Annotated in this window: 24 protein-coding genes; 12 read left to right on the top strand and 12 right to left on the bottom strand. The window is 74.4% G+C overall.

Annotated elements, in window-relative coordinates:
• Positions 1 to 1,636: 1,636 nt before the first annotated feature.
• Both Q3W68_RS21110 and Q3W68_RS21105 read right to left on the bottom strand, forming a co-directional pair.
• Positions 1,637 to 2,473, bottom strand: coding sequence for an undecaprenyl-diphosphate phosphatase (locus Q3W68_RS21110; RefSeq protein ID WP_302907081.1), 837 nt, complete (start codon positions 2,471 to 2,473; stop codon positions 1,637 to 1,639).
• Positions 2,470 to 3,522: an LLM class F420-dependent oxidoreductase gene (locus Q3W68_RS21105; protein WP_302907080.1), complete on the bottom strand. Its 1,053-nt coding sequence runs from the start codon at positions 3,520 to 3,522 to the stop codon at positions 2,470 to 2,472. The genes Q3W68_RS21110 and Q3W68_RS21105 overlap by 4 nt, the downstream gene beginning before the upstream one ends.
• A gap of 163 nt (positions 3,523 to 3,685) precedes the next feature.
• On the opposite strand from Q3W68_RS21105, the gene Q3W68_RS21100 reads away from it, so the two are divergent.
• Both Q3W68_RS21100 and Q3W68_RS21095 read left to right on the top strand, forming a co-directional pair.
• A complete protein-coding gene (locus tag Q3W68_RS21100) occupies positions 3,686 to 4,654 on the top strand; it encodes an aldo/keto reductase (protein ID WP_013286071.1) in 969 nt (322 codons plus the stop codon).
• A gap of 70 nt (positions 4,655 to 4,724) precedes the next feature.
• Positions 4,725 to 4,916 (top strand): DUF5703 family protein, encoded by a 192-nt coding sequence (locus tag Q3W68_RS21095; protein WP_030274256.1) that lies wholly within the window; start codon positions 4,725 to 4,727, stop codon positions 4,914 to 4,916.
• A gap of 57 nt (positions 4,917 to 4,973) precedes the next feature.
• On the opposite strand, the gene Q3W68_RS21090 is transcribed toward Q3W68_RS21095, so the two are convergent.
• Positions 4,974 to 5,627 (bottom strand): hypothetical protein, encoded by a 654-nt coding sequence (locus tag Q3W68_RS21090; RefSeq protein WP_013286069.1) that lies wholly within the window; start codon positions 5,625 to 5,627, stop codon positions 4,974 to 4,976.
• A 61-nt stretch (positions 5,628 to 5,688) separates the two neighbouring features.
• Positions 5,689 to 7,017 (bottom strand): M20/M25/M40 family metallo-hydrolase, encoded by a 1,329-nt coding sequence (locus Q3W68_RS21085; RefSeq protein WP_128137760.1) that lies wholly within the window; start codon positions 7,015 to 7,017, stop codon positions 5,689 to 5,691.
• 128 nt (positions 7,018 to 7,145) lie between these two features.
• On the opposite strand from Q3W68_RS21085, the gene Q3W68_RS21080 reads away from it, so the two are divergent.
• Genes Q3W68_RS21080 through Q3W68_RS21070 form a run of 3 tightly spaced genes read left to right on the top strand, consistent with a single transcriptional unit; the run spans position 7,146 to position 9,054 of the window.
• Positions 7,146 to 7,763 (top strand): hemerythrin domain-containing protein, encoded by a 618-nt coding sequence (locus tag Q3W68_RS21080; RefSeq protein WP_302907079.1) that lies wholly within the window; start codon positions 7,146 to 7,148, stop codon positions 7,761 to 7,763.
• Between the two features lie 47 nt (positions 7,764 to 7,810).
• Positions 7,811 to 8,797, top strand: a complete 987-nt coding sequence (locus Q3W68_RS21075) for a LysR family transcriptional regulator (RefSeq protein ID WP_302907078.1) — start codon at positions 7,811 to 7,813, stop codon at positions 8,795 to 8,797.
• Between the two features lie 20 nt (positions 8,798 to 8,817).
• Complete coding sequence (locus tag Q3W68_RS21070; RefSeq protein ID WP_302907077.1) at positions 8,818 to 9,054, top strand: hypothetical protein; 237 nt, start codon at positions 8,818 to 8,820, stop codon at positions 9,052 to 9,054.
• A gap of 46 nt (positions 9,055 to 9,100) precedes the next feature.
• Here Q3W68_RS21070 and Q3W68_RS21065 read toward each other — a convergent pair whose 3' ends face one another.
• The 3 genes from Q3W68_RS21065 to Q3W68_RS21055 form a co-directional block, all read right to left on the bottom strand.
• A complete protein-coding gene (locus Q3W68_RS21065) occupies positions 9,101 to 9,451 on the bottom strand; it encodes a DUF3140 domain-containing protein (RefSeq protein ID WP_302907076.1) in 351 nt (116 codons plus the stop codon).
• Positions 9,451 to 9,618 carry a hypothetical protein gene (locus Q3W68_RS21060; protein WP_302907075.1) on the bottom strand — a complete coding sequence of 56 codons (168 nt, stop codon included), beginning with the start codon at positions 9,616 to 9,618 and terminating at the stop codon, positions 9,451 to 9,453. Before Q3W68_RS21060 ends, Q3W68_RS21065 begins: the two co-directional genes overlap by 1 nt.
• 62 nt (positions 9,619 to 9,680) lie before the next feature.
• Positions 9,681 to 12,230, bottom strand: a complete 2,550-nt coding sequence (locus Q3W68_RS21055; RefSeq protein WP_302907074.1) for an ATP-dependent Clp protease ATP-binding subunit — start codon at positions 12,228 to 12,230, stop codon at positions 9,681 to 9,683.
• Between the two features lie 111 nt (positions 12,231 to 12,341).
• Between Q3W68_RS21055 and Q3W68_RS21050 the strand changes: the two genes are divergently transcribed.
• From Q3W68_RS21050 to Q3W68_RS21030, 5 genes are all read left to right on the top strand, one after another.
• A complete protein-coding gene (locus Q3W68_RS21050; RefSeq protein ID WP_302907073.1) occupies positions 12,342 to 12,719 on the top strand; it encodes a hypothetical protein in 378 nt (125 codons plus the stop codon).
• 186 nt (positions 12,720 to 12,905) lie between these two features.
• Positions 12,906 to 13,166, top strand: coding sequence for a hypothetical protein (locus tag Q3W68_RS21045; RefSeq protein ID WP_091428014.1), 261 nt, complete (start codon positions 12,906 to 12,908; stop codon positions 13,164 to 13,166).
• 8 nt (positions 13,167 to 13,174) lie between these two features.
• Positions 13,175 to 14,053: a hypothetical protein gene (locus tag Q3W68_RS21040; protein WP_302907072.1), complete on the top strand. Its 879-nt coding sequence runs from the start codon at positions 13,175 to 13,177 to the stop codon at positions 14,051 to 14,053.
• Positions 14,046 to 16,718, top strand: coding sequence for an FtsK/SpoIIIE domain-containing protein (locus Q3W68_RS21035; RefSeq protein ID WP_302907071.1), 2,673 nt, complete (start codon positions 14,046 to 14,048; stop codon positions 16,716 to 16,718). The genes Q3W68_RS21040 and Q3W68_RS21035 overlap by 8 nt, the downstream gene beginning before the upstream one ends.
• A complete protein-coding gene (locus Q3W68_RS21030; RefSeq protein WP_302907070.1) occupies positions 16,715 to 17,386 on the top strand; it encodes a hypothetical protein in 672 nt (223 codons plus the stop codon). The genes Q3W68_RS21035 and Q3W68_RS21030 overlap by 4 nt, the downstream gene beginning before the upstream one ends.
• Before the next feature lie 72 nt (positions 17,387 to 17,458).
• On the opposite strand, the gene Q3W68_RS21025 is transcribed toward Q3W68_RS21030, so the two are convergent.
• Together Q3W68_RS21025 and Q3W68_RS21020 are read right to left on the bottom strand one after the other, a co-directional pair.
• On the bottom strand, positions 17,459 to 18,736 hold the full coding sequence (locus Q3W68_RS21025; RefSeq protein WP_302907069.1) for a cupin domain-containing protein: 1,278 nt from the start codon (positions 18,734 to 18,736) through the stop codon (positions 17,459 to 17,461).
• Positions 18,737 to 18,739: 3 nt separating this feature from the next.
• Complete coding sequence (locus Q3W68_RS21020) at positions 18,740 to 19,042, bottom strand: hypothetical protein (protein WP_187691543.1); 303 nt, start codon at positions 19,040 to 19,042, stop codon at positions 18,740 to 18,742.
• A gap of 185 nt (positions 19,043 to 19,227) precedes the next feature.
• Between Q3W68_RS21020 and Q3W68_RS21015 the strand changes: the two genes are divergently transcribed.
• Complete coding sequence (locus tag Q3W68_RS21015; protein WP_302907068.1) at positions 19,228 to 19,971, top strand: PIG-L deacetylase family protein; 744 nt, start codon at positions 19,228 to 19,230, stop codon at positions 19,969 to 19,971.
• A 10-nt stretch (positions 19,972 to 19,981) separates the two neighbouring features.
• A complete protein-coding gene (locus Q3W68_RS21010) occupies positions 19,982 to 20,791 on the top strand; it encodes a DUF72 domain-containing protein (protein ID WP_302907067.1) in 810 nt (269 codons plus the stop codon).
• Here the strand turns inward: Q3W68_RS21010 and Q3W68_RS21005 are convergent.
• The 3 genes from Q3W68_RS21005 to Q3W68_RS20995 form a co-directional block, all read right to left on the bottom strand.
• Positions 20,776 to 21,204, bottom strand: a complete 429-nt coding sequence (locus tag Q3W68_RS21005; protein ID WP_091428002.1) for a DUF2267 domain-containing protein — start codon at positions 21,202 to 21,204, stop codon at positions 20,776 to 20,778. The genes Q3W68_RS21010 and Q3W68_RS21005 overlap by 16 nt on opposite strands.
• 5 nt (positions 21,205 to 21,209) lie before the next feature.
• Complete coding sequence (locus Q3W68_RS21000; protein ID WP_013476990.1) at positions 21,210 to 21,392, bottom strand: hypothetical protein; 183 nt, start codon at positions 21,390 to 21,392, stop codon at positions 21,210 to 21,212.
• Between the two features lie 95 nt (positions 21,393 to 21,487).
• Positions 21,488 to 22,357: a DUF72 domain-containing protein gene (locus tag Q3W68_RS20995; protein WP_302907066.1), complete on the bottom strand. Its 870-nt coding sequence runs from the start codon at positions 22,355 to 22,357 to the stop codon at positions 21,488 to 21,490.
• Positions 22,358 to 22,360: the final 3 nt, after the last annotated feature.

The following is a 22,360-nucleotide window of genomic DNA, read 5'->3' as shown; positions in this document are numbered from 1 at the left end:
TGGTGAGCCGATGACGGCCGATCCGCCCGGCCCCGCCCACCGCCGCGCTTCGAGATCTTGGAAGATTTGGGCCCTCATGGGGGCCGCTTCCTTCCAAGGGTCACCCGTGGCGGTTGATGCGCAGGGGCCTGCTGGGGTTCGCCGGGGTGCCCGCTCGCGCTGACGCCTGCGCGGCGCTGGTGCTCTGGCCGCCGCTCGATGGGAGATCTTGGTGCGTTTCCGCCCTTCTGGGGGCGGCGGCGTACCAAGATCTCGCACTGTTCCGTCTGGGCGGCCCGGCCGCGCAGGTTCACCGCCCCGATCCCCCAGCCCGGGTAGGTTGGGGCCCGCCTCCCCCCAGGGTGGCTGTCGGCCGCGCCGGGCCGCCCCGTCGATCATGAGGTTGACGGTGACCGACCCGGACACGAAGTGCCGTCAACCTCATGATCGACATACTTTCAGACGCCGGAGCGCGGCGCTGGGTACTGAGGGCTGGGCGGCGGGTGCCGGGCGCTGAGGGCTGGCCGGCGGGCGCCGGTGGGCGGGGGCCCTGAGCGGCAGGCGCCGGGGAGCGCTGGGCGGCGAGTAGCCGGGAGCGCTGGGCGGCCGGGTGCTGGCGGCGGGCGCCGAGCGGGTGATAGGCGCTGGGCGGTCGGTGGTGAATGCGAGGGCTGGGCGGCGCTGTCCGGTTTCGAGGTGGTCGGGGACACCCGGCGGCGGAATCCCGGGACGGCGGCGGGGCGTTATACCTGATGACTTCAGCACCCCGCAGCACCCCACCCCGTGAAGTCGATCGGGCGGCGGCGTCCGGAATGACGCCGGGCGGCGGTCGTTGAACATGTCTCCGGCGCGAGCGACCAGCCCCCGCAAAAGCCCCCCAGGCACCCCGATGCAGATCGCGTGAGCAGCGCGCCGGACCCCCAAGACTTCCTTGAGCGCCTGACGGTGCTCCGCGCACACCGAACCCCTCGGCGCGGGCGTCGACCTTCCCCCGAACGGAGCCCCATCATGGGCAGCATCCTGCGCAAGGCATCCTCGGCATCGCGGCCTGACCGTCGCCGGTGGCCTCGCCGCGGCCCCCTGCTCCCGACACCACCACCCCGGTGCGGGCCTGGCCGTCACCACCCAGACCGGCAAGCTCGACACCACCACCCTCATCCGCGGCGGTAGGGCGCAGTCCACATCGACCTCGACGACGAGCAGACCGCCAACGTCAGGTATCGCTCGCGCCACCAAGAAGGCCGGCATGGACGAACGCGCCGCCGTCGTGTCCGCCGCCCACCGCCCTGCAGGGGCCGAGCTGGAGGCCTCGGCCACCTCGGCGACCCGCAGCAGCCACGACTCCCAGGGCCTGTTCCGGCAACCCCTCCAGCGAAGCTGGGGCACCGTCCGAGCAGATCCACCGACCCCGAATTCTCCACACCGCGTTCCTCACCGGCCTCAAGCAGGTCGACGGCTGGCCGCGACGCATGCCCCAGCCAGGCGCCGCCCAGACCGTCCAGGTCTCCTTTACCCACGACCGCGCCCGAATTAGAACAGCGGGCCGCCGACCTCGTCGCCCAGCACTGGAACAGCTGAGACAACAAGTGAGGCGAAGCGAAAAGGCCGGCACCCCGAAGCAAGGGGTGCCGGCCTTTCCGCGTGCCAGGAGACAGCGTCAGGTGGCGCTGATCGTGCCGGTCGCCAGCAGGCAGATCACCAGGCTGCCCAGCGCCACCCGGTACAGCACGAAGACGTACAGCGTGTGGTGTGCGACGTAGCGCAGCAGCCAGGCGATGGCCGCGTAGCCGACGGCGAACGCGATGAGCGTCGCGACCACCATCTGCGCCACGCTCGGCGCGGCGGTGCCCGGCGCGGACGGCTCGAACACGTCCGGCAGGCTGAACACGCCGGAGATCACCACGGCGGGGATGGCCAGCAGGAACGAGTAGCGGGCCGCGGTCTCCCGGGTGAGGTTGAGCAGCAGGCCCGCGGTCAGGGTGCCGCCCGAACGGGAGACGCCGGGGACCAGCGCCGCGGCCTGGGCGAAGCCCATCACCAGGCCGTCGCGCATCCGGAAGTTCTCCAGCGTGCGGGTCTGCCGGCCCCAGTACTCGGCGAAGGCCAGCAGCATCGCGCCGATGATCAGGGTGCAGGAGATCAGCCAGAGGTTCCGGCCGGCGGTGCGGATCTGGTCCTTGAAGATCAGCCCGAAGATGCCGATCGGGATGGTGCCGACGATGACGTACCAGCCCATCCGGTAGTCGAGGCTGGAACGCACCGAGCGGTCGACCAGGCCGACGAACCAGGTCCGGACGATCCGCCCGATGTCCTTGGCGAAGTAGATCAGGACGGCGGCCTCGGTGCCGAGTTGGGTCACCGCGGTGAACGACGCGCCCGCGTCCCGGTCGAAGAACAGGGCCGAGGTGATCCGCAGGTGCCCCGACGAGGACACCGGAAGGAACTCGGTCAGTCCCTGGACCAGGCCCAGGACGATGGCCTCGATCCAGGTCACTCGCCGACTCCGGACAGCTCCAGCGCCTCGGCGACGGTACGCAGGGTCTGCACCCCGCTGTCCCGGTCGGCCACGAACAGCGACACCGACAGCGTGGTCACGCCCGCGGCGGCGTACTCCCGCATCCGCTCGGCGATGCGCTCCTTCGGGCCGAGCAGCGAGGTGCGGTCGATGAACTCCATCGGTACGGCGGCGGCCGCGTCGCGCTGCCGCTTGGCCAGGTAGAGGTCCTGCACCTCGCGGGCCGCGTCGCCGTAGCCCATCCGGGTGGCGAGCTGGTTGTAGAAGTTCTGCTTGCGGCTGCCCATGCCGCCCACGTACAGCGCGGCGTACCAGCGCACCAGCTCGGCGCAGGTGGCGATGTCGTCGCCGACCACGACCGGCACGGACGGCACCACGTCGAAGCCGGCCAGCTCCTTGCCCGCCGCCGCGCGCCCGGCCCGCACCGAGGCGAGGTGCTCCTCGGCGAACTCCGGGGAGTAGAAGACGGCCAGCCAGCCGTCGGCGATCTCGCCGGCCAGCTCCAGGTTCTTCGGGCCGACGGCGGCCAGGTAGATCGGGATGTGCTCGCGCGGCGGGTGGAAGCCCAGCCGCAGCGCCTTGCCGGGGCCGTCGGGCAGCGGCAGCGTGTAGTGCTCGCCGTCGTACGCGACCTCCTTGCGGGCCACCGCCAGCTTGACGATGTCGACGTACTCCCGGGTGCGGGCCAGCGGCTTCGCGAACCGCACGCCGTGCCAGCCCTCGGAGACCTGCGGGCCGGACACGCCCAGGCCGAGCCGGAACCGGCCGCCGGAGAGCGTGTCGATGGTCGCGGCGGTCATCGCGGTCATGGCCGGGGAACGGGCCGGGATCTGCATGACCGCGGAGCCCACATCGATGCGCTCCGTCTGCCCGGCGATCCAGGCCAGCATGCTCGGCGAGTCCGAGCCGTACGCCTCCGCGGCCCACACGACCGAGTAGCCGAGCCGGTCCGCCTCCTGGGCCAACGCCAGGTGGTCGAACGGCGTGCTCCACGCCGTCTGGTATCCGAGGTTGAGCCCGAGTCGCACTGATCCTCCCACCGTCCGCACACAGGTCGCATCAGGTTACGCAATGAGCGTGGCACCCTCGACGTCCGGCTCGCCCCGAACATGTCACACCGGGCGGAGGTCGCGCGGGAAGTTGACTGCGGCGAGGATATCCGTGACGCCGGGTTCGAAATAAGGTTCACCCATGCAACAGCGACCGCTCGGCCGAAGCGGGCTGGCGGTATCGCGGCTCGCGCTCGGCACCATGACCTGGGGACGGGACACCGATGCCGACGACGCGGCCGCCCAGCTGAAGAGTTACCTCGACGCGGGCGGCAACCTCGTCGACACCGCCGACGTGTACGCCGACGGCGACGCCGAGTCGGTGATCGGCTCGCTGCTGGGCAGCCTGGTGGACCGCGACGAGCTGCTGATCGCCACCAAGGCGGGCCTGCGGCCGGGCAGCCGCCGCCGGGACGGCTCGCGCGGGCACCTGCTGCGCACGCTGGACGCCTCGCTCCGGCGGCTGGGCACCGACCACGTCGACCTGTGGCAGGTGCACGGCTACGACCCGGACACCCCGCTGGAGGAGACGCTCTCGGCTCTGGACCACGCGGTGTCCAGCGGGAAGGCCCGCTACGTGGGTGTGTCGAACTTCTCCGGCTGGCAGACCGCCCGGGCCGCCGCCTGGCAGGCCGCCTGGCCGGGGCGTGCCCCGGTGGTCGCCGCGCAGGTGGAGTACTCGCTGCTGGAGCGCGGCGTGGAGCGGGAGGTGCTGCCCGCCTGCGCCGGGATGGGGCTGGGCGTGCTGCCCTGGTCGCCGCTGGGCCGCGGTGTGCTCACCGGCAAGTACCGCAACGGCCGGCCGGCCGACTCGCGGGCGGTGTCGCCGCACTTCGAACGGTTCGTCGCGACGTACCTGGAGCCGCGCTGCTCCAGCATCGTGGAGGCGGTCGCCATCGCGGCCGGCGGGCTCGGCGTGTCGCCGCTGGAGGTGGCGCTGGCCTGGGTGCGGGACCGGCCCGGCGTGACGGCGCCGATCCTCGGCGCCCGCACCGTCGGGCAACTGCTCGGCGCGTTGCAGGTGGAGCGGATGACGCTGCCGGAGGAGATCGTCACGGCGCTGGACGACGTGTCGGCGGTGCCGGTGGGCTACCCGGAGCGCGACGGCTGAGCCGCGCCGGGGCGATCCGGGTCACCCGCAGGGGGTGGCGGAGGGCCCGCGACCTGGGCAGCATAGGGGCATGGACTACGAATACGCGCCGCTGCGGTTGCCCTCGAACGTCGATCGGCTGACCGCCGCGGCGCAGCTGGCGATCCAGGCCGAGTTCTCCGGCTGGGAGCTGGCCCGGGTGCGGCTCTACCGGGACGGCACACGGCAGGTGGTGCTGCGGCGCCGCCTGGTCAACCAGTCGCAGCCGGGCCTGTCGTACTGACGCCGGGCCCGTCCCCGGGGCCGCGCGACGCGGCGCCGCCCCGGGGACGCGCACGGCCTAGTGCGCGTGGTCGTGCTCCTCGTCGAGCTCCATGAACGGGTGCTCGTCGAGTCGGCCGACCAGCCGGTCGTCGGCGGCCGGCTGGAACGGGCCGACCGGGTCGTCGTCGTCGAACGACTCCAGGTCGACGGGGGTGCCGACCTCGCTGACCATCACCACACCGTCCAGCGGCTCCAGCTCCGGCACGTCGAGCGCGGACAGCGAGCCGTCGCCGCTCTGCAGCAGCTCCAGCACAGCCTCGCCGACGCCCTCGACCGGCGCCGGCTCGTCCTCCTCCGGGGTGCCCTCCCGGCGGGCCGCCTCGGCCGCGCGCAGCAGCGCGGCGACGCTCGGCACCCGGTAGTCGCGCCGCTGCCGCACCGAGATGACCCGCGGGTGCGGGTCGGTGGGCTCGCCGCCCTCGACGGCGCCGAAGCGCTCGTCCGCCTCGTCCGGGTCGATCGACTCCACGTCCCAGGGCGTCACCTCGCCGAACGCGTCGAGCAGCTGCTCGTCGTAGGCGAACGAGGCGTTGTTCAACGCGACGTACGCCTGCCAGACGGCGTCGTCGTCGATCCGGCCCTGGGCGGCGCGGACGGCGGCCAGGTGGGCGCGGGCGGCGTCGATCACCCGCTCGAGGGCGGCGTCCAGCTCACCGTGCTGGTCGGTCATGTGTGGCAGTCCCTTCGCGATGGGGGGAGGTTCCGCGCCGGCGGCGCCGCGGCGGGCGCGGTCAGCAGGTACGGAGGAAGCGGTCCAGAACCCGCACGCCGAACTGTAGTCCGTCCAGCGGAACCCGCTCGTCGATGCCGTGGAACAGGCCGGAGAAATTGAGGTCGGCGGGCAGCCGCAGCGGCGCGAAACCGAAGCAGCGGATGCCGAGCTGCGAGAACGCCTTGGCGTCGGTGCCGCCGGAGAGCATGTACGGCACCGGGTGGGCGCCCGGGTCCTCGGCGCGCAGCGCCTCCGACATCCGCGCCACCAGGTCGCCGTCGAACGTGGTCTCCAGGGCCGGCTGGCGCTGGACGTACTCGATGGCGATGTCCGGCCCGACCAGCTCGCGCAGCTGCCGCTCCAGTTCCTCGCTCTGCCCGGGCAGGCTGCGGCAGTCGATGGTGGCGGTGGCCCGGCCGGGGATCACGTTGTCCTTGTAGCCGGCGGCCAGCCGGGTCGGGTTGGCGGTGTTGCGGACGGTCGCGCCGATGATGTTGGCGATCGGGCCGAGCTTGGCGATCGCGGTCTCCGGGTCGTCCGGGTCGATCTCGATGCCGAGCACGTCGGACACCTCGGCCAGGAACGCCCGTACGGTGTCGGTCATCACCACCGGGAAGCGGTGCCGGCCGATCCGGGCGACCGCCTCGGCGAGCGCTGTGACGGCGTTGTCGTCGTGCACCATCGAGCCGTGGCCGGGCCGGCCCTTGGCGTGCAGCCGCAGCCAGTCGATGCCCTTCTCGGCGGTCTCGATCAGGTAGAGGCGGCGCTGCTCGTCGACGGAGTAGGAGAAGCCGCCGACCTCGCCGATCGCCTCGGTGCAGCCGTCGAACAGGTCGCGGTGGCGCTGGGTGAGGAAGTGCGCGCCGTAGTCGCTGCCGGCCTCCTCGTCGGCGGTGAAGGCGAGCACTACGTCGCGCCGGGGGCGTACGCCGGTGCGCTGCCAGTCGCGGACCACGGCGAGCACCATCGCGTCGAAGTCCTTCATGTCGATCGCGCCACGGCCCCACAGGTAGCCGTCGCGGATCTCGCCGGAGAACGGGTGCACCGACCACTCGTCCGGGTCGGCGGGCACCACGTCGAGGTGGCCGTGCACGAGCAGCGCGTCGCGCCCGGGCTCGGTGCCGGGGATCCGGGCGACCAGGTTGGCCCGGCCGGGCGCCGACTCGTGGATCTCGGCGTCGACGCCGACCTCGGCGAGTTTCTCCGCCACGTACTCGGCGGCGCGCCGCTCCCCTGCGCTGGTGTCGTTGTCGCCGGTGTTGGTGGTGTCGATGCGCAGCAGGTCGCGGCAGAGGTCGACGACCTCGTCGGTGGCGTCGGGTCGGGCGGGGGCGGCGTCGCTCGTCATCGCTTCCTTATACCAGCAGGTGAGGTGGTCGCGGGCCGCCGGTGGCCCGGCGGCGGTTTCACGGATCGCCGGGCCGGGTACCGCCGGACCGCCCGGACATCGACTCCGGCCGTCATGAGGAGGGCACCATGACCGTCCCCCTGCCGCCGCTGCCGCCCGCCGCCGACGACGCGTACCGGCCGGGTGGGCGGAGCGTCGCCGACCTCGTGGACACCGAGCACCGGGCGCTGCTGGGGCTGGCCGACCGGGTCACCGATCCGGCGCTGGACGCGGCCGGCCGGCGGGAGGTGCTCGACGTCCTGACCGCTGCGGTGTCCCGGCACCTGTCCGCCGAGGAGCAGTACCTGTTTCCGGCGGCCCGCGCCGCCATGCCGGACGCCGCCGAGCTGGTCGAGCGGGAGATCGAGGCGGACGCCGGGCTGCTGACCGCGCTCAAGGAGCTGTCCGGAGCGGACGACCCGGCGGTCGCGGACGTGGCCGAGCGGGTCCGCCGGCACGTCAGCCGCGTCGCGGCGCTGGTCACGCCGCTGCGCGAGGTGGCAAGCGACGCCGATCTGATCCGCCTGGGCAACCGGTGGGAGGTCGCGGAGGAGGCGGCCCCGACCCGCCCGCACCCCGGCACGCCCGCCACCCCGCCCTGGAACAAGATCGTCGAACCGGCGGTCGGCGTGCTGGACAAGGTGCGCGACGCGGTCACCGGACGGCGTACCCGGCTGAGCGACCTGGAGCATCGCCGCGAGGGGTGAGCCGATCGCCCCTTCCGTGTATCGGTTTGTGGTCCTACCGTCACGGTATGGATCTGGAGCTGCGACACCTGCGTGTGGTCTGCGCGATCGCGGAGACGGGGAGCGTCACCAAGGCCGCCTCGGCGCTCGGCCTGGCCCAGCCGGCGCTGACCGCCCAGCTTCAGCGGATCGAACGGGCGCTGGGCGGGCCGTTGTTCGAGCGGGACCGCCGCGGCGCCCGTCCCACCGCGCTGGGTGAGCTGGTGCTGGACCGGGCGCGGGTGCTGCTGCCGGCGATGAAGGGCCTGCGGGACGAGGCGGCCCGGATGGCCGGTGCGGGCGATCCGCTGCGCCGGTACCGCTTCGGCGGGGTGAACAGCCCGATCCTGGGCCGGCTGGTGCACCGGCTCGCCGCCGAGCGGCCGGACGCGCAGATCACCACGTACGGCTCGTGGTCGGTGGACGAGCTGGCGCAGATGGTGGCCGGTGGCCGGCTCGACTTCGCGCTGACCGGCGTGTGCGGCGACTCGACGCCGTCGGCGGGGTTCGGGCTGAGCTGGCGGGAGGTGGCGATCGAGCCGATCTGCGTGCTGTTGCCGCAGACCCATCCGCTGGCCGGCCACGCCGAGGTCGACCTGGTCGACCTGCGGCGCGAGCGGTGGGTGGCCGCGCCGGGCGACGGCTGCTTCGGCGACTGCTTCGCCGCCGCCTGCGCCCGCTCCGGCTTCACCCCGAAGAAGGTGTACGAGGCGGACGTGCGGGCCGCGCTGGACCTGGTGGACGCGGGCGAGGCGGTGGCGTTGTGCCAGGCCACGTTCCGCCCGGTGGCCGGGCTGGTCACCCGCCGGCTGGCCGGCACACCGCTGCGCTGGCGGCTGCTGCTGGGCTGGCACCCGGACGTGCCGGCCGCGGCGGTGGCCGAGCCGGTGCTGGCGGCGGCGGTCGCGGCGTACACCGACGCGCTGGCGAACCATCCGGAATACCTGGGCTGGCTGCTGGCGCACCCGGAGTTCGGTGTGCAGCCCAACGGCTCGGGCGGGGTGCGAATCGCCTGAACCCGGGTATCTCCGGCGACATGACTGATCTGTATCCGGCCGCCGACCAGCGGGAGCTGCTGCGCCAGGCGGCCAGCGCGCACACCACCGCCTCCGCCGAGGTCGAGGCGTTCCTGCGCCGGTTGCCGGAGGTGCCGGGCCCGGCCGACGTGACCGAGTACGCCAACCTGCTCAGCCGCGAGGAACGTGCCCGGGCCGACCGGCAGGCCGCGGCGGACGCGGCCGGGCTGCGGCTGCCCAGCCTGGAGTCGGAGTAGCCGGCGGCGCCCGGGCGCTGATCCGCCCGGGCGCCGTCGTACCGGCTCAGCGTTCGACGAGTACGTCGTGGCCGAGGTCGAGCAGGGCGTGGCGCCACTCGTCGTCGGCGTTGCCCCGGCGCGGCCGCTGCGCGGTCAGCTCCCGGATCCGGGTGATCGCCTCCCGCATCACCTCGATGTCCTCCGGCGTGAGGTCCACCTTGCGCTTGCGCAGCACGGCGAGGATCTGCCGGCCGGGCTCGGGCAGGTCGAGGTCCGGATCCGGGCCGAACGCCTCCTCCCCCGAGCCGCGGGTCAGCAGCCACTGCCGCAGCGTCTCGGAGGGCACGTTCACCTCGGCGTGGAAGTCGTCCCAGATCACCTCGACCTCGGGGTCGAGTCGCGCCTCGCGTACCATCACGCCTCCTCTCCCGGCGGCGGCCCGGATGCCGGCTCGCCCTCGTTCGGTGTGTGCTGCTTCAGGCCCTCCGGCGGCACCCGCACCCGGGCCGGGTTGGCCGTCGGGGCCGCCTCGATCGGTTCACCGGCCCCGGTGTCGTCGGGGACTTCCTCGGGTTCGGTCATGTCCGCCCTCCGGTCCTTCGGTGACGGCCCGTCCCGTCCCGGCCGGGACGGGCCCCGGCCGGTCATCGGGGATGGGACGTGGTGGCCGGCGTGTAGCCCCGCTCACCGGCGGCGACGTCGAAGACGAGCTGGCCGTCGCGGGTGTCGACGGTGACCTTCTGCCCCGGTGAGACCTCGTGCTCCAGCAGCATCCGGGACAGCCGGTTGTCGACCTCGCGCTGGATCACGCGGCGCAGCGGGCGGGCTCCGAACTCGGGCTGGTAGCCGTGCTCGGCGAGCCAGTCGACGCCGGCGGTGCTGAAGTCGACCTGGATGTCCTGGGCGTGCATGCGGCGGCGGGTCTCCTCCAGCAGCAGCCCGGTGATCTGGCGCAGCTGCTCGGCCTCCAGCCGCTGGAAGATGATCACCTCGTCGATGCGGTTGAGGAACTCCGGGCGGAAGTTCTCCTGGAGCCGGCGCATCAGCCGTTCCCGCAGCTCGTCGCCCTCCTGCTCGCCGGGGGCGCCGGTGGCGAAGCCGACGGTGCGCTGGGTGCCGGTGATCAGCTCCGAGCCGAGGTTGCTGGTCATGATCAGGACGGTGTTCTTGAAGTTCACGGTGCGGCCCTGGCTGTCGGTGAGCCGGCCGTCGTCGAGCACCTGGAGCAGGATGTTGAACACGTCCGGGTGGGCCTTCTCGATCTCGTCGAGCAGCACCACCGCGTACGGGCGGCGGCGTACCGCCTCGGTGAGCTGGCCGGCCTCCTCGTAGCCGACGTACCCGGGCGGGGCGCCGACCAGCCGGCTGACCGTGTGCCGTTCCTGGAACTCGCTCATGTCCACCCGGACCATCCGGTCCGCCTCGCCGAACAGCGCCTCGGCGAGCGCCCGGGCCAGCTCGGTCTTGCCGACGCCGGTCGGGCCGAGGAACAGGAAGCTGCCCATCGGCCGGTCCGGGTCGGCCAGGCCGGTACGGGACCGGCGTACCGCCTCGGCGACGGCGCTGACCGCGTCGTCCTGCCCGATCACCTTCTCGTGCAGGTGCCCCTCCAGGCGCAGCAGCCGGTCGCGTTCCTCCTCGGTGAGCTGGGTGACCGGGATGCCGGTGGACCGGGAGACCACCTCGGCGATCTCCGTCGGCCCCACCTCGGGCACGTGGCTGGGCCCCTCGTCGCCGCGGGCGCGGCGGACCTGGTCCTCCAGTTCGGCGAGCCGGTCGCGCAGCGCGGAGGCCCGCTCGTACTGCTCGTCGGAGACCGCCTGCTCCTTGTCCCGGCGCGTCTCGTCGAGCTGCTGCTCCAGTTCCCGCACGTCCTCGGCGGGGGTACGGGTGCGCAGCCGCACCCGGGCGCCGGCCTGGTCGATCAGGTCGATCGCCTTGTCCGGCAGGAACCGGTCGGTGACGTACCGGTCGGACAGCTCAGCGGCGGCGACCAGCGCCTCGTCGGTGAACCGGACCTGGTGGTGCGCCTCGTACCGGTCGCGCAGGCCGCGCAGGATCGAGATGGTGTCCTCGACGGTCGGCTCGGGCACGAGCACCGGCTGGAACCGGCGGGCCAGCGCGGCGTCCTTCTCGATGCTGCGCCGGTACTCGTCGAGCGTGGTCGCGCCGATCACCCGCAGCTCGCCGCGTGCCAGGGCCGGCTTGAGCATGTTCGAGGCGTCCATCCCGCCCTCGCTGCCGGCGCCGCCCGCGCCGACCAGCGTGTGGATCTCGTCCAGGAAGATGATCAGCTCCTCGCGGTGGGCGCGGATCTCGTCGATCACCTTCTTGAGGCGCTCCTCGAAGTCACCCCGGTAGCGGGTGCCGGCGACCAGGCCGGACAGATCGAGCTGGATCACCCGCTTGCCGATCAGCGTCTGCGGCACGTCGCCGTCGCAGATCCGCTCGGCGAGCCCCTCCACGATCGCGGTCTTGCCGACACCGGCCTCGCCGATCAGCACCGGGTTGTTCTTGGTCCGCCGGGACAGGATCTCCACCGCCTGCTCGATCTCGTCGGCCCGGCCGATCACCGGGTCGATCTGGTCCATCCGGGCCAGCTCGGTGAGGTCCTGGCCGTACTGGTCGAGCGTCGGGGTGCCCCGGTCCGGGCGCGGGCCGTTCGGCGCTCCCCGTTCGGCGCTGGCCGCCTGCAACGACTCGGGCTGGATCCGGCCGGCGGCGAGCATCCGGCCGGCCGGCGACTCGGGGTTCAGCGGCAGCGCCATCAGGATGTGCTCGGGACCGATGTAGTTGGCGCCCATCGCGCGGGACAGCTGGTGGGCGTCGAGCAGCGCCCGCTTCGCGGCCGGGGTCAGCGACAGGTTCGGCGGCACCTCGCCGCGCGGCGCGCCCTCACCGCGTCCGCCCAGCGCGCCCAGCAGCGCGTCCGGGTCGGCGCCGGCCCGGCGTACCAGGTCGCGCAGCGGCTCGCGCTGCAACGCCGCCCAGAGCAGGTGGTCGGTGTCCAGGTCGTTGCTGTGCTTCTGGGCGGCTCGGCGGGCCGCGTCGGCGAGCATCTCCCGGGCGTCGGCGGTCATCAGGCGGGTGATGTCGACCCGGTGCGCCGGCCGGCGTCCCCCCTCGCCCCGGCCGAAGTACCGGGCCAGGAACTCGTCCCAGGGGTCGTTGCCGAAGTCACCCGGTCCCATCATCTCGTCCTCCGCAGTCAGTCGGCACGACCGGCACCCGGCACGCGCGGCACGGTCGGCGGTGGCTACCCGGCGGTCGGCGCGACAAACGCGACCGGATGGCAGGCTGGGGGCATGGAGAGCAGACCGCTGCTGATCGTGGACGGCGCGAACGTGGTGGGCTCGCGCCCGGACGGCTGGTGGCGGGACCGGGCCGGCGCGGCGGTCCGGCTGCGCGACGCGCTGGCGCCCGTCGGGGAGGTGGGTGTGCCGCCGGAGCTGCCGCCGCCGGTGCAGGTGGTGCTGGTGGTGGAGGGCGCGGCCCGGCACGTGGCGCCCGCGCCCGGCGTGGACGTGGTCTCCGCGCCCGGCTCCGGCGACGACACGATGGTGGAGCTGGTCGCCGCCGCGCCGGAGCGGCGGCGGGTGGTGGTCACCGCCGACCGGGAGCTGCGGGAGCGGGTGACCGCGCTGGGCGCCGAGGTACGCGGCCCGCGTTGGCTGGTCCGTTAGACCACCCGGTCCCGCCGGCGGGACCCGGGTGTCCGCCCACGGGACCGCGAGATCCCGTTCGCCGGGCTCTTCGCGCACGTCAGGGGCGGAACCGGACACCGGGGCCGCAACGCCGCGAGGGTGGATGTTCGTCCACCCGCCGGGATGGGTTGTAATGGAGATCTCTTCCGCCCCCAGGAGGTCCCCGTGGCGAGCGTCGCCGAGCTGAAGGCCGCCATCGATGTCGCTCTCCAGCAGATCGGTGACGGCCAGACAGCGGTGCAGGCGGCCGGCGAGAAGCTGGCCGAGGCGCAGCAGACGCTGGCCGGCGCGCTGGAGGGCAGCGGCCACGAGACGGTCGAGGCGGCCCAGGCCTCGCTGACACAGGCCGGGCAGGAGCTGGAGGAGTGTCTGGCCGCGACACTCGTCGCGGTGGAGCAGGCTCAGATCTACGTCGCGACGCTCTGAGGCCGGCCGTGTCCATCGTCGAGGACATCGGCGCGCAGGTGCGCGCCGCCGCCGAGGAACTGCCGCTGGCACAGCTCGCCGCCGCGCTGGAGAAGCTCGGCCAGGCGCAGGAGCGGCTGCGCTGGGTGCGCCAGGAGTCGTCCGACCCGATGGGGGTGCCGGAGCTGTCCTCGGCGACCGAGCACGCGGAGACCGCCGGCTACGCGATGCGCGTGGCGCAGGAGCAGCTCACCGCGTACCTGGCCGCGATCGGGCTGGCGCCGGACGGCGCGCGGCCGGCGCCGCCGGGCGAGCGGCCGCCCCGGCACGACACGCCGCGCGGCGAGGACCCGCCCGCACCGGGCCCGGCCGCCGGGCCGGGCGAGCAACCGGCGGTACGGCGCTGGTGGGCGGTGCGGGTGGCGGAGCTGACCGGCGGCCGGGAGGGCACGCCGGACGAGCCGGACGAGCGTGTCGAGGACTCCCGCGAGCTGCTGCGCCGGGTGGTCGCCGGGGTCCGCTCCGGTGACCGGGACCGGCTGCACCGCGAGTTGCGCCGGGCGCACGCCGACGTGGGGCTGGGGCTGGCCGCGATCACCCCGCCGCTGCTGCGCGAGCTGGCCGGTGAGCTGCTCGGCCACCCGCCCCGCGCGGACGACCTGCCCCGGCTGCGCGGCGCGCTGGACTCCCGGGTCCGCGACCTGCTGCCGGGACTGCCGCGGCCGGTGCTGGACACGCTGCTGACGCGGGTGTGCCGGATGCCCCCGCCACGCCGCGCCGACGACGCGGAGCAGCCGCACGCGGCCGATCCGGCGGTCACCGCCGGCGTGCTCACCGGCGTGCTGCTCGACCGGCTCGGCCGGGACCTGCCCAAGGACACCGACGATCGGGAGCCGTCCCGTGGCTGACGTCCGCGCACAACTAGTGACGCGGGTCCGGGGGATGCTCTCCGAGGCCCTGGGCGCCACCCGTACCCGGCTCACCGCCGCCGAGGCCGAGCTGGCCGCCGGGCGGGACCGGCTGGCCCGTACCCGTAAGGCCGCCGCGGCCGTGCCCGCCCGGGTGGGTGCCGCCCGCGACCGGCGCCTGGCCGAGATCGACGCCCGGCACACCGCCCGCCTCGCCGAGCTGGCCCGCCGGGCCGCCGCCGCGGCACAGCGGGAGGCGCCCGGCGCGGCGTCCGCGCCCTGGGACCGCTGGCAGGCCACGCCCGCCGGCCGGTCCGAGCCGCCCGGCGCGTTGCGCGTCGGCACGGTACGCCTCGACGGCGCCGAGCCGGTGCCGGCGCTGGTCCCGCTGCTGGACGCCGGGCACGCGCACCTGGCCGGCGGCGACCGGGACGGCCTGGCCGCCGTGGTGCCCGCGCTGCTGCTGCGCTCGGTCGGGCGGGCCGACCCGGGCGCGGTGCGGCTCTACGGGTACGACCCGGAACACCTGGGCGGCGGGCTGGCCGGGTTCGCGCCGCTCGGCACGGCCGGGCTGCTCACGTTCGTCGGGCCGGGCGGGCTGGGCCGCCTGCTGGACGACCTGGTGGAGCAGATCCGCCGGATCAACGCCACTGTGCTCGCCGGTGAGTACGGCTCGCTGCGCGAGCTGGCCGCCGCGACTGGACGCCGCCCGGAGCCGTGGCGGGTGGCGGTGCTGCTCGGCGGCGACGAGCTGTCCCGGCACGAGCGCGGCCAGCTCGACCGGGTGGTGCGTACCGGGGCCGCCTGCGGCGTGCACCTGGTGGTGCGCGGCATCGAGCTGCCGGACGACCCGACCGTCACCCGGATCACAGTGGAGCGGGACGACGCCCGGGTGGCCGGGCTGCCGGTGGTGCTCGACGCGCCGCCGCCGCCCGCACTGGTCACCGAGACGTGCCGCACCGTCGCCTCCCGGGTGGCCGCCGGCCCGCCGCCGACGCCGTTCACCGACCTGCTCCCGCCGCCGGACGAGTACTGGCGGGAGGACTCGGCGCACGGGCTCAGCGCGCCGGTCGGCGAGGGCCCGCACGGGCGGCAGGTGCTTCTCACGCTCGGCGACTACCCGCCGCACGCGTTGATCGGCGGCCCGTCCGGCACCGGCAAGACGAACCTGATCTTCGCCTGGATCGGCGCGCTGGCCGCCCGCTACTCCCCCGCCGAGCTGGAGTTCTATCTCCTGGACTTCAAGGAGGGCGTGTCCTTCGCCCGGTTCGCGCAGGGCCGGCGCGACCCGAGCTGGCTGCCGCACATGCGGCTGGTCGGCATCAACGTCAACACCGACCGGGAGTTCGGCCTGGCGCTGCTGCGCTTCCTCGCCGAGGAGCTGCGCCGGCGCGCCGACGCGGCGAAGAAGCACGAGGTCACCAAGCTGGCCGAGCTGCGCGCGGTGGACCCGGACGGGCACTGGCCGCGCATCGTGGCGGTGGTCGACGAGTTCCAGGCGCTGCTGGCCGGCCGGGACGTGGTCGCGCGGGAGGCCGCCGACCTGCTGGAGGACCTGGCCCGGCGGGGCCGGTCGCAGGGCATCCACCTGGTGCTCGCCTCGCAGGACGTGCGCGGCATCGAGGCGCTGTGGGGCCGGCCGGCGCTCGTCGCCCAGTTCACGCTGCGGATCGCGCTGCCGAAGGCGCTGCGCATCCTGGCCGAGCGCAACGACGCGGCGCAGTCGCTGCCCCGCCACCACGCGGTGATCAACGCCGAGTCGGGCCTGGCCGAGGGGAACGAGGTGGCCCGGATCCCGTCGGCGAGCGACTGGGAGACGTGGAGCGAGCTTCAGCACCGGCTGTGGCGGATGCGCCCGCAGGACGCCGCGCCAGCCCGGCTGTTCGACGGCGACGCGATCCCGAAGCTGGCCGACGCACCGGACTTCCGGGCGCTGACCGCGCCGGAGCAGGGCGTGCCGCGCAGCCCGGTGGCGCTGCTCGGCGAGATCATCGACGTGCAGGCCCGTTCGGCGGCGCTGCGGCTGCCCCGCGCGCCGGGCCGCAACCTCGCGGTGCTGGGCACCCGGGTGGACGAGGCGTGCGCGGTGCTCGACGCCGCCGCCCGGTCGCTGGCCCGGCAGTACCGGCCCGGCACCGCCCGGTTCTCCATCGCCTGCCTGGACCCGGACGCCGACCCGGCCGCCCGCGCGCTCTACGAGGACCTGGAAGGCGACGCCTCCTGGTACGACGAGGAGACGGTGCCGGAGCTGATGGCCGAGGCAGGTGACGGGCTGGGCGCGCCGGGTGCGGCGCGTACCCCGCACTTCCTGCTGCTGTACGCGGTGGACGCGGCGGCCGCGGCGCTGGCCGGCAAGGCCGGTACGCGCACCGGGCTGGAGCAGTTGCGCCGGATCCTGCACGACGGGCCGGAACGGCGTACGCACGTGCTGGCGTGGTGGCGCGGGGTGGCCCGGATGCGCGTGGACCTGGGCGGCGCGGGCGCGCGCACGGATCAGATCGGCGCCTGGGTGGCGCTGGACGTGCAGGGCGGTGAGCTGGGCTCCTCGCTGTATCCGGGCAGCGGCGGGCCGGACTGGTATCCCCGGCCGTGGCGCGGCCTCTACTTCGACCGGGCGGTGCACCGCACCGGACAGGTGATCATCCCTTATGGTCCCTCCCGATGAACGAACCGGTTGCCAGTGAGACGTACAACGCGCAGATCCGCCGGCTCGCCGAGCTGACCGCGCGGGTGTCCGCCCAGCGGGCCGAGGCGCACACCTGGTACGCCCAGCAGGTGGCCGCCGCCGGCCGGGCGGTGGCCGAGGCGGAGGAGCAGGTGCGGCAGGCCGAGGCGGAGGTGGCCGAGGCGTCGCGGCTGGTGGAGCGCGTCGACGGCGAGGTCACTCATCTGTGGACGCAGTTGCGGGCCCGGCTCGGCATGGGCGCCCGGCGGCTCGGTGACCCGCCCGGCCCGGTACGCGGCGCCGCCGGTGACCCGGTGCCGCTGCTGCGGGCGGTCCGGGAGCTGCTGGAACGCACCGGGGCGCCGGGTGAGCTGCCCGGCTCGGTGAACCCGCTGCTGGTCGCGTGCGGGATCGGCGGGGCGCTGGTGGCGTACGCGCTGGGGGTGGGTGCGCGGGCGCTGGCCGCCGGTGCCGGCGGCGACCTGGCGGTGGGGCTGCCGGTGCTGGCGCTGGTGGTGACGCTGCTCGGTCCGGTGATCGGGCTGGCGCCGGCCCGGCTGCTGGCCGACCGCCGCCACGCGGTGCTGACCCCGCGCCCGATGATCCTGGTAGCGGCCTCCGGCCTGGTCACGACGCTGCTCCTGCTGACGGTGACGTACACCCGCTGACCGCCCGGCGACCATGAGGTCGGCGGCGCGACACGCCGTCGCGCCGCCGGTCGACCTCATGATCGCCCGAGGTCAGGCGGGGACCAGGACCGCCTCCTTGAGCAGGCGGCGGGTCAGGGTCAGGCGGTCGGCGTCGTCGTCCAGGCCGGGCAGGTCGCCGACCCTCGTCACCTCGCCGTTCAGCAGCGCGCGCAGCGCCGCCTCGCAGGTGCCGGGCAGGGTGAGCGTGCGGTCCGGCACGCGCAGCGTGACCCGTCCGTCGGCGGCCGGGGTGAGCTGCCAGCGCAGCCCGCCGCGCACCGCGACCTCGCTGTCCGCTGTGAGCCGGGCCAGCGCCTGCGCCTGGGCCAGCGGCCGGATCGGAGCCGGGCGGGCGGCCGGCCAGACCCGGGCGCGCAGCCGGCCGGCCACCGCCGCCGGATCGGCCCGCAGCAGCCAGTCGCGCAGCGCCTCGACGGTCTCGGTCAGCTCCGGCTCGATCGCGTCCGGGTCGGCCAGGTCGAGCCCGAACGGCAGGCTCGCGCGCAGCCGCGCGTCCTCGGCGGCGAGGGCGAGCAGCTCCTCGACCACGGCGTACCGGGTCAGCGCCCGGATGCCCACTGTCAGGTGCAGCGAGCTGGACTCCTGCGCCTGGGCGCTGTGCAGCCAGCCGCGCGGCAGGTAGAGCGCGTCGCCCGGTTCGAGCACCACGTCCAGTTCGGGGCGCCCGTCGGCGGTCGCGGAGACCTCGTCGGCCCGGCCGCCCCAGGGCTGGCGCTCCAGCGGGTCGGCCAGCACCGGCGGGTGGATCCGCCAGTGCTTGCGCCCGTCCACCTGGAGCACGAACACGTCGTGGGTGTCGTAGTGGGTGGCGAAGCCCTGGCTGCCGGCCGGGGTCAGGTAGGCGTTCACCTGCAACGGCTGGGTCAGCGCGGTGCCCAGGTCGCGGGCGAAGTCGACGAGCGCCGGCCAGGTGCGGTGCAGGCCCTGCAGCACCAGCGTCGCGCCGTCGGCGTACAGCGCCAGCACCTTCTCGTCGAGGACCTGGTCGCCGATCTCGGCGCCGGCGCCACCGCCGCCGGTGAACCGCGCCGCCGGCACGAGCTGGCCGTCCTTGGCGACCCGCAGGAACGGGGTACGCAGGCCGCGGCGGCTGAGCAGCTCGTCGGCGTCGGCGGGGCTGAGCAGGTCGGTGAAGCCGTCCGGGTTGGGCAGTTCGGCCGCCCGGGACAGCAGCGGGCTGCGCCCCCAGTGGTCGGCGGCGAACTTGGCCGGCTCCACCGCCACGCACCGGGCCAGCGCCTCGGTCGCGGAGAGCGGAACCGCCGGGCGGCCGTGGCCACCCGGCGGGTCGACGTGCGTGGTGCTCATGTGTCAGGCGCTGCCGTCGGCGCCGCCGTCGCGCTGGCCGGGGGTCGCGCCGCCGTCGGCCGGACCCTCCGCGCTGCCGTCCGCGCCACCGTCGTGCTGACCCGGGGTCGCGCCGCCGTCAGCGGGGCCCTCGGCGCCGCCGTCCGCGCCACCGTCGTGCTGACCCGGGGTCGCACCGCCGTCGGCCGGACCCTCCGCGCTGCCGTCCGCGCCACCGTCGTGCTGACCCGGGGTGGCACCGCCGTCGGCCGGGCCCTCCAGGCCGCTGCCGCCGCTGCTCTGAATGTCGTCGTCGTTCAATGCCATGGGTGCTCCCTCGGTGTGCCGCCCCGCGTGGTGCCGGGGTCCGTGTGCAGCGGGTGGTACCCCACGCCCGATCTTCTCTAACCACACCGTAGACGCCCGGACGCCGCCGTACGGACGGTTCGCGCGGCAAGCGGCCGGGACGGGTGGATGCCAGGATGGCGGGAGGACGACGCGAGGAGACGCACGTGACGCAGCCGGAGCCGCTCACCCCGCTGACCGAGGACTGGCAGCGGGCGCTCGCAGTGGTGGCCCACCCCGACGACCTGGAGTTCGGCGCCGCCGCCGCGGTGGCCCGCTGGACCGGGCAGGGCAAGGAAATCGTCTACTGCCTGCTCACCAGCGGCGAGGCGGGCATCGACGGGATGACGCCGGAGCGCGCCCGGGTGGTGCGCGAGGAGGAGCAGCGCGCCTCCGCCGCCGTGGTCGGGGTGTCGGCTGTCGAGTTCCTCGGACTGCCCGACGGGCTGCTGGAGTACGGCGTGCCGCTGCGCCGGGCGATCGCCGCCGTGGTGCGCCGGCACCGGCCGGACGTGGTGCTGACGAACAACTTCCGGGAGACCTGGGACGGGGCGTACGCGCTGAACCAGGCCGACCACATCGCCTGCGGCCGGGCCACGCTGGACGCGGTCCGCGACGCGGGCAACCGGTGGATCTTCCCGGAGCAGCTCACCGACGGCATCCAGCCGTGGTCGCGGGTGCGCGAGGTGTGGGCGGCCGGGTCGCCGGTGGCCCGGCACGGGGTGGACGTGACCGACACGTTCGACAGGGGTGTGGCGTCGCTGCGGGCGCACGGGGCGTACCTCAGCGGGCTCGGCGACGGCGGCTTCGACGCCGAGGAGTTCCTGGAGGGCATGGCCCGGCCGGCCGGCAGCCGCCTCGGCGCGCGGTTCGGCGCCACGTTCGAGGTCTTCCAGATCAACCTCCAGTAGGGCGGCGGCGATGTTCCTGGTCGGCACGTCGGGCTGGCAGTACCGGGACTGGCGGGAGCGGTTCTATCCGGCCGGGCTGCCGCAGCGGCGCTGGCTGGAGCACTTCGCCTCGCGGTTCGCCACGGTCGAGGTGAACAACGCGTTCTACCGGCTGCCCGAGCGGGACACGTTCACCGCGTGGCGGGAGCGCACGCCCGGCGACTTCTGCGTGGCGGTGAAGATGAGCCGCTACCTGACCCACGTGAAGCGGCTGCGCGACCCGGCCGAGCCGGTGGCCCGGTTCCTGGACCGGGCATCCGGGCTGGGCGACCGGCTGGGGCCGGTGCTGGTGCAGCTCCCGCCGACGCTGCGCGCCGACCCGGACACGTTGGCCGACGTGCTGCGCCGGTTCCCCTCCGACGTGCGGGTGGCGGTCGAGCCGCGGCATCCCTCGTGGTGGACCGACGACACCCGGCGGGTGCTGGAGCGGCACCGGGCGGCGCTGGTCTGGGCCGACCGGCTCAGCCGGCCGGTCACCCCGCTGTGGCGCACCACCGACTTCGGCTACCTGCGGCTGCACGAGGGCCGGGCCCGGCCGTGGCCACGCTACGGAAGGGCCGCGCTGGCCGGCTGGGTGCGCCGGCTGGCCGGGGCGTTCGGCGACGGCGAGCCCGCGTACGTCTACTTCAACAACGACCCGGGCGGCGCGGCGATCGTCGACGCGGTCGCGTTCGCCGGGCTGGCCCGGCGGGCCGGGCTGCCGGTGTCCCGGACGCCGGCGGCCCGCCCCGCCGAGGGGGCGGGACGGGCCGGTCCGGTGCCGGATCAGGGAATCATCTGACGCAGGTCACCCGGCATGGTGGCCTTCACGTCCTCCCACTCGCCCTGGGTCACGTGCCGGCGCAGCGTGTCCAGCACGACCTGCACCACCCGCTGCGCGCCGCCTTCGACGTCGTACGGGAAGCCCTGGCGCACCTCGTACAGGAAGTCGTCGCGGTTGAGCTTGATCGGCACGTTCTCCGGCTGCCAGCCGTCGAAGTAGATCCCGCGCACCAGCACCGGCAACTGCTGGGCGAACTCGGTGCTCTCCTGCACCGGCAGCCGGTCCCGCAGCAGGTGCAGCACGGTACGCAGCGCGGCGTAGGACTGGTTCCGCCGTTCCTTCGGCCAGCCGTACGCGGACTCGATCTCCTTGAGGATCACGTTCGTCTTGTCCAGCGAGGACTCGAACGCGGACAACAGCTGTTCGGCCATCGGGCTCACCCCCGTGCTTCGGTCTCCCAGCGTCGGTCGTCGGCGCGGCGCGGCGGACCGCTGGGGCCCCGCCACAGCCGGGTCGGGCTGAACCGGCCGGGCCGTTCGCCCCGCCGTGCCGCCTCGGAGCTGCCGACCACGTGCAGTACGCCACCGCGGCGCCGGTCCGCCACCACCCGTACCGTCATGACCCACCTCCTCGTCGCGGCGCCCGAGCCGGCGCCCACTGTCCATGCTGCGGCGGGGGCGGGTGAGCGGGCCTCACCCGTAGCGGGTGAGACGTTCAGGCGTCCAGCAGGCCGGCGAGTGTGGTGGCGTTGCGCTGCGCGTAGTCCTGGTAGCAGTTGTTCATCAGCACGTGCGTCTGCTCGGCCTGGCCGGCCAGCTCGCGCAGTTTCGGCGCCCAGTCGCGCAGCTCCCGCTTGGAGTAGTCGTAGCCGAACTTCTCGTGGATGTCCTTGCTGGTCCACTTGTCGCTGTGCCCGTGGAACCGGACCACCGCGAGGTCCGCGGTGGCCGCCAGCACCGGGGGGATGGACGACTTGTGTCCCTGCGGCATGTCCACGCAGACGAACGGCAGCTCGTGTTCGCGCAGGAAACCGAGCGTCTCCTCGGCGTTGTCGCCGTCGAACCAGGAGGCGTGCCGGAACTCGAAGACCGGGCGCAGCGGCGCGCACCGCCGCGCCACCTCCAGCAGGTACTGCTTGTTGGCCCGCTTGATGGTGAACCAGGGCGGGAACTGGAACAGCAGCGCGCCCAGCTTGCCGGCCTCGACGAGCGGGTCGAGGGCGGACAGGAACCGGGTCCACACCTCCTCGTACGCCTGCGCGGGCAGGTCGTCCGGGTAGACGTTGCGCTTGTCGGTCTCGGGGCGCAGGTCCTTGTAGAGCGCGGAGACGCGGGTGGGGTGGCCGGTCAGCAGGCTGAACGCCTTGACGTTGAACGTGAACCCGGGCGGGGTGCGTTCGGCCCACAGCCGGGCGGTCCGCTCGGCCGGCGGCGAGTAGTAGGTGGCGTCCACCTCGACCAGCGGAAACTGCCGGGCGTAGTAGGACAGCCGTTTCTCCGGCGTGTCGGCGCTCGCCGGATACCACCCGGAGTCGAGCAGGGTCCGGTCGGTCCACGAGGCGGTGCCCACCTTGATCTCACCCATGGG

It is taken from the genome of Micromonospora sp. C28ISP2-4, assembly GCF_030519385.1.
GTDB classification, from domain to species: Bacteria; Actinomycetota; Actinomycetes; order Mycobacteriales; family Micromonosporaceae; genus Micromonospora; species Micromonospora tulbaghiae.
The sequence above is the reverse complement of the archived record's forward strand: the minus strand, read 5'-3'. Positions and strand labels throughout refer to the sequence as shown.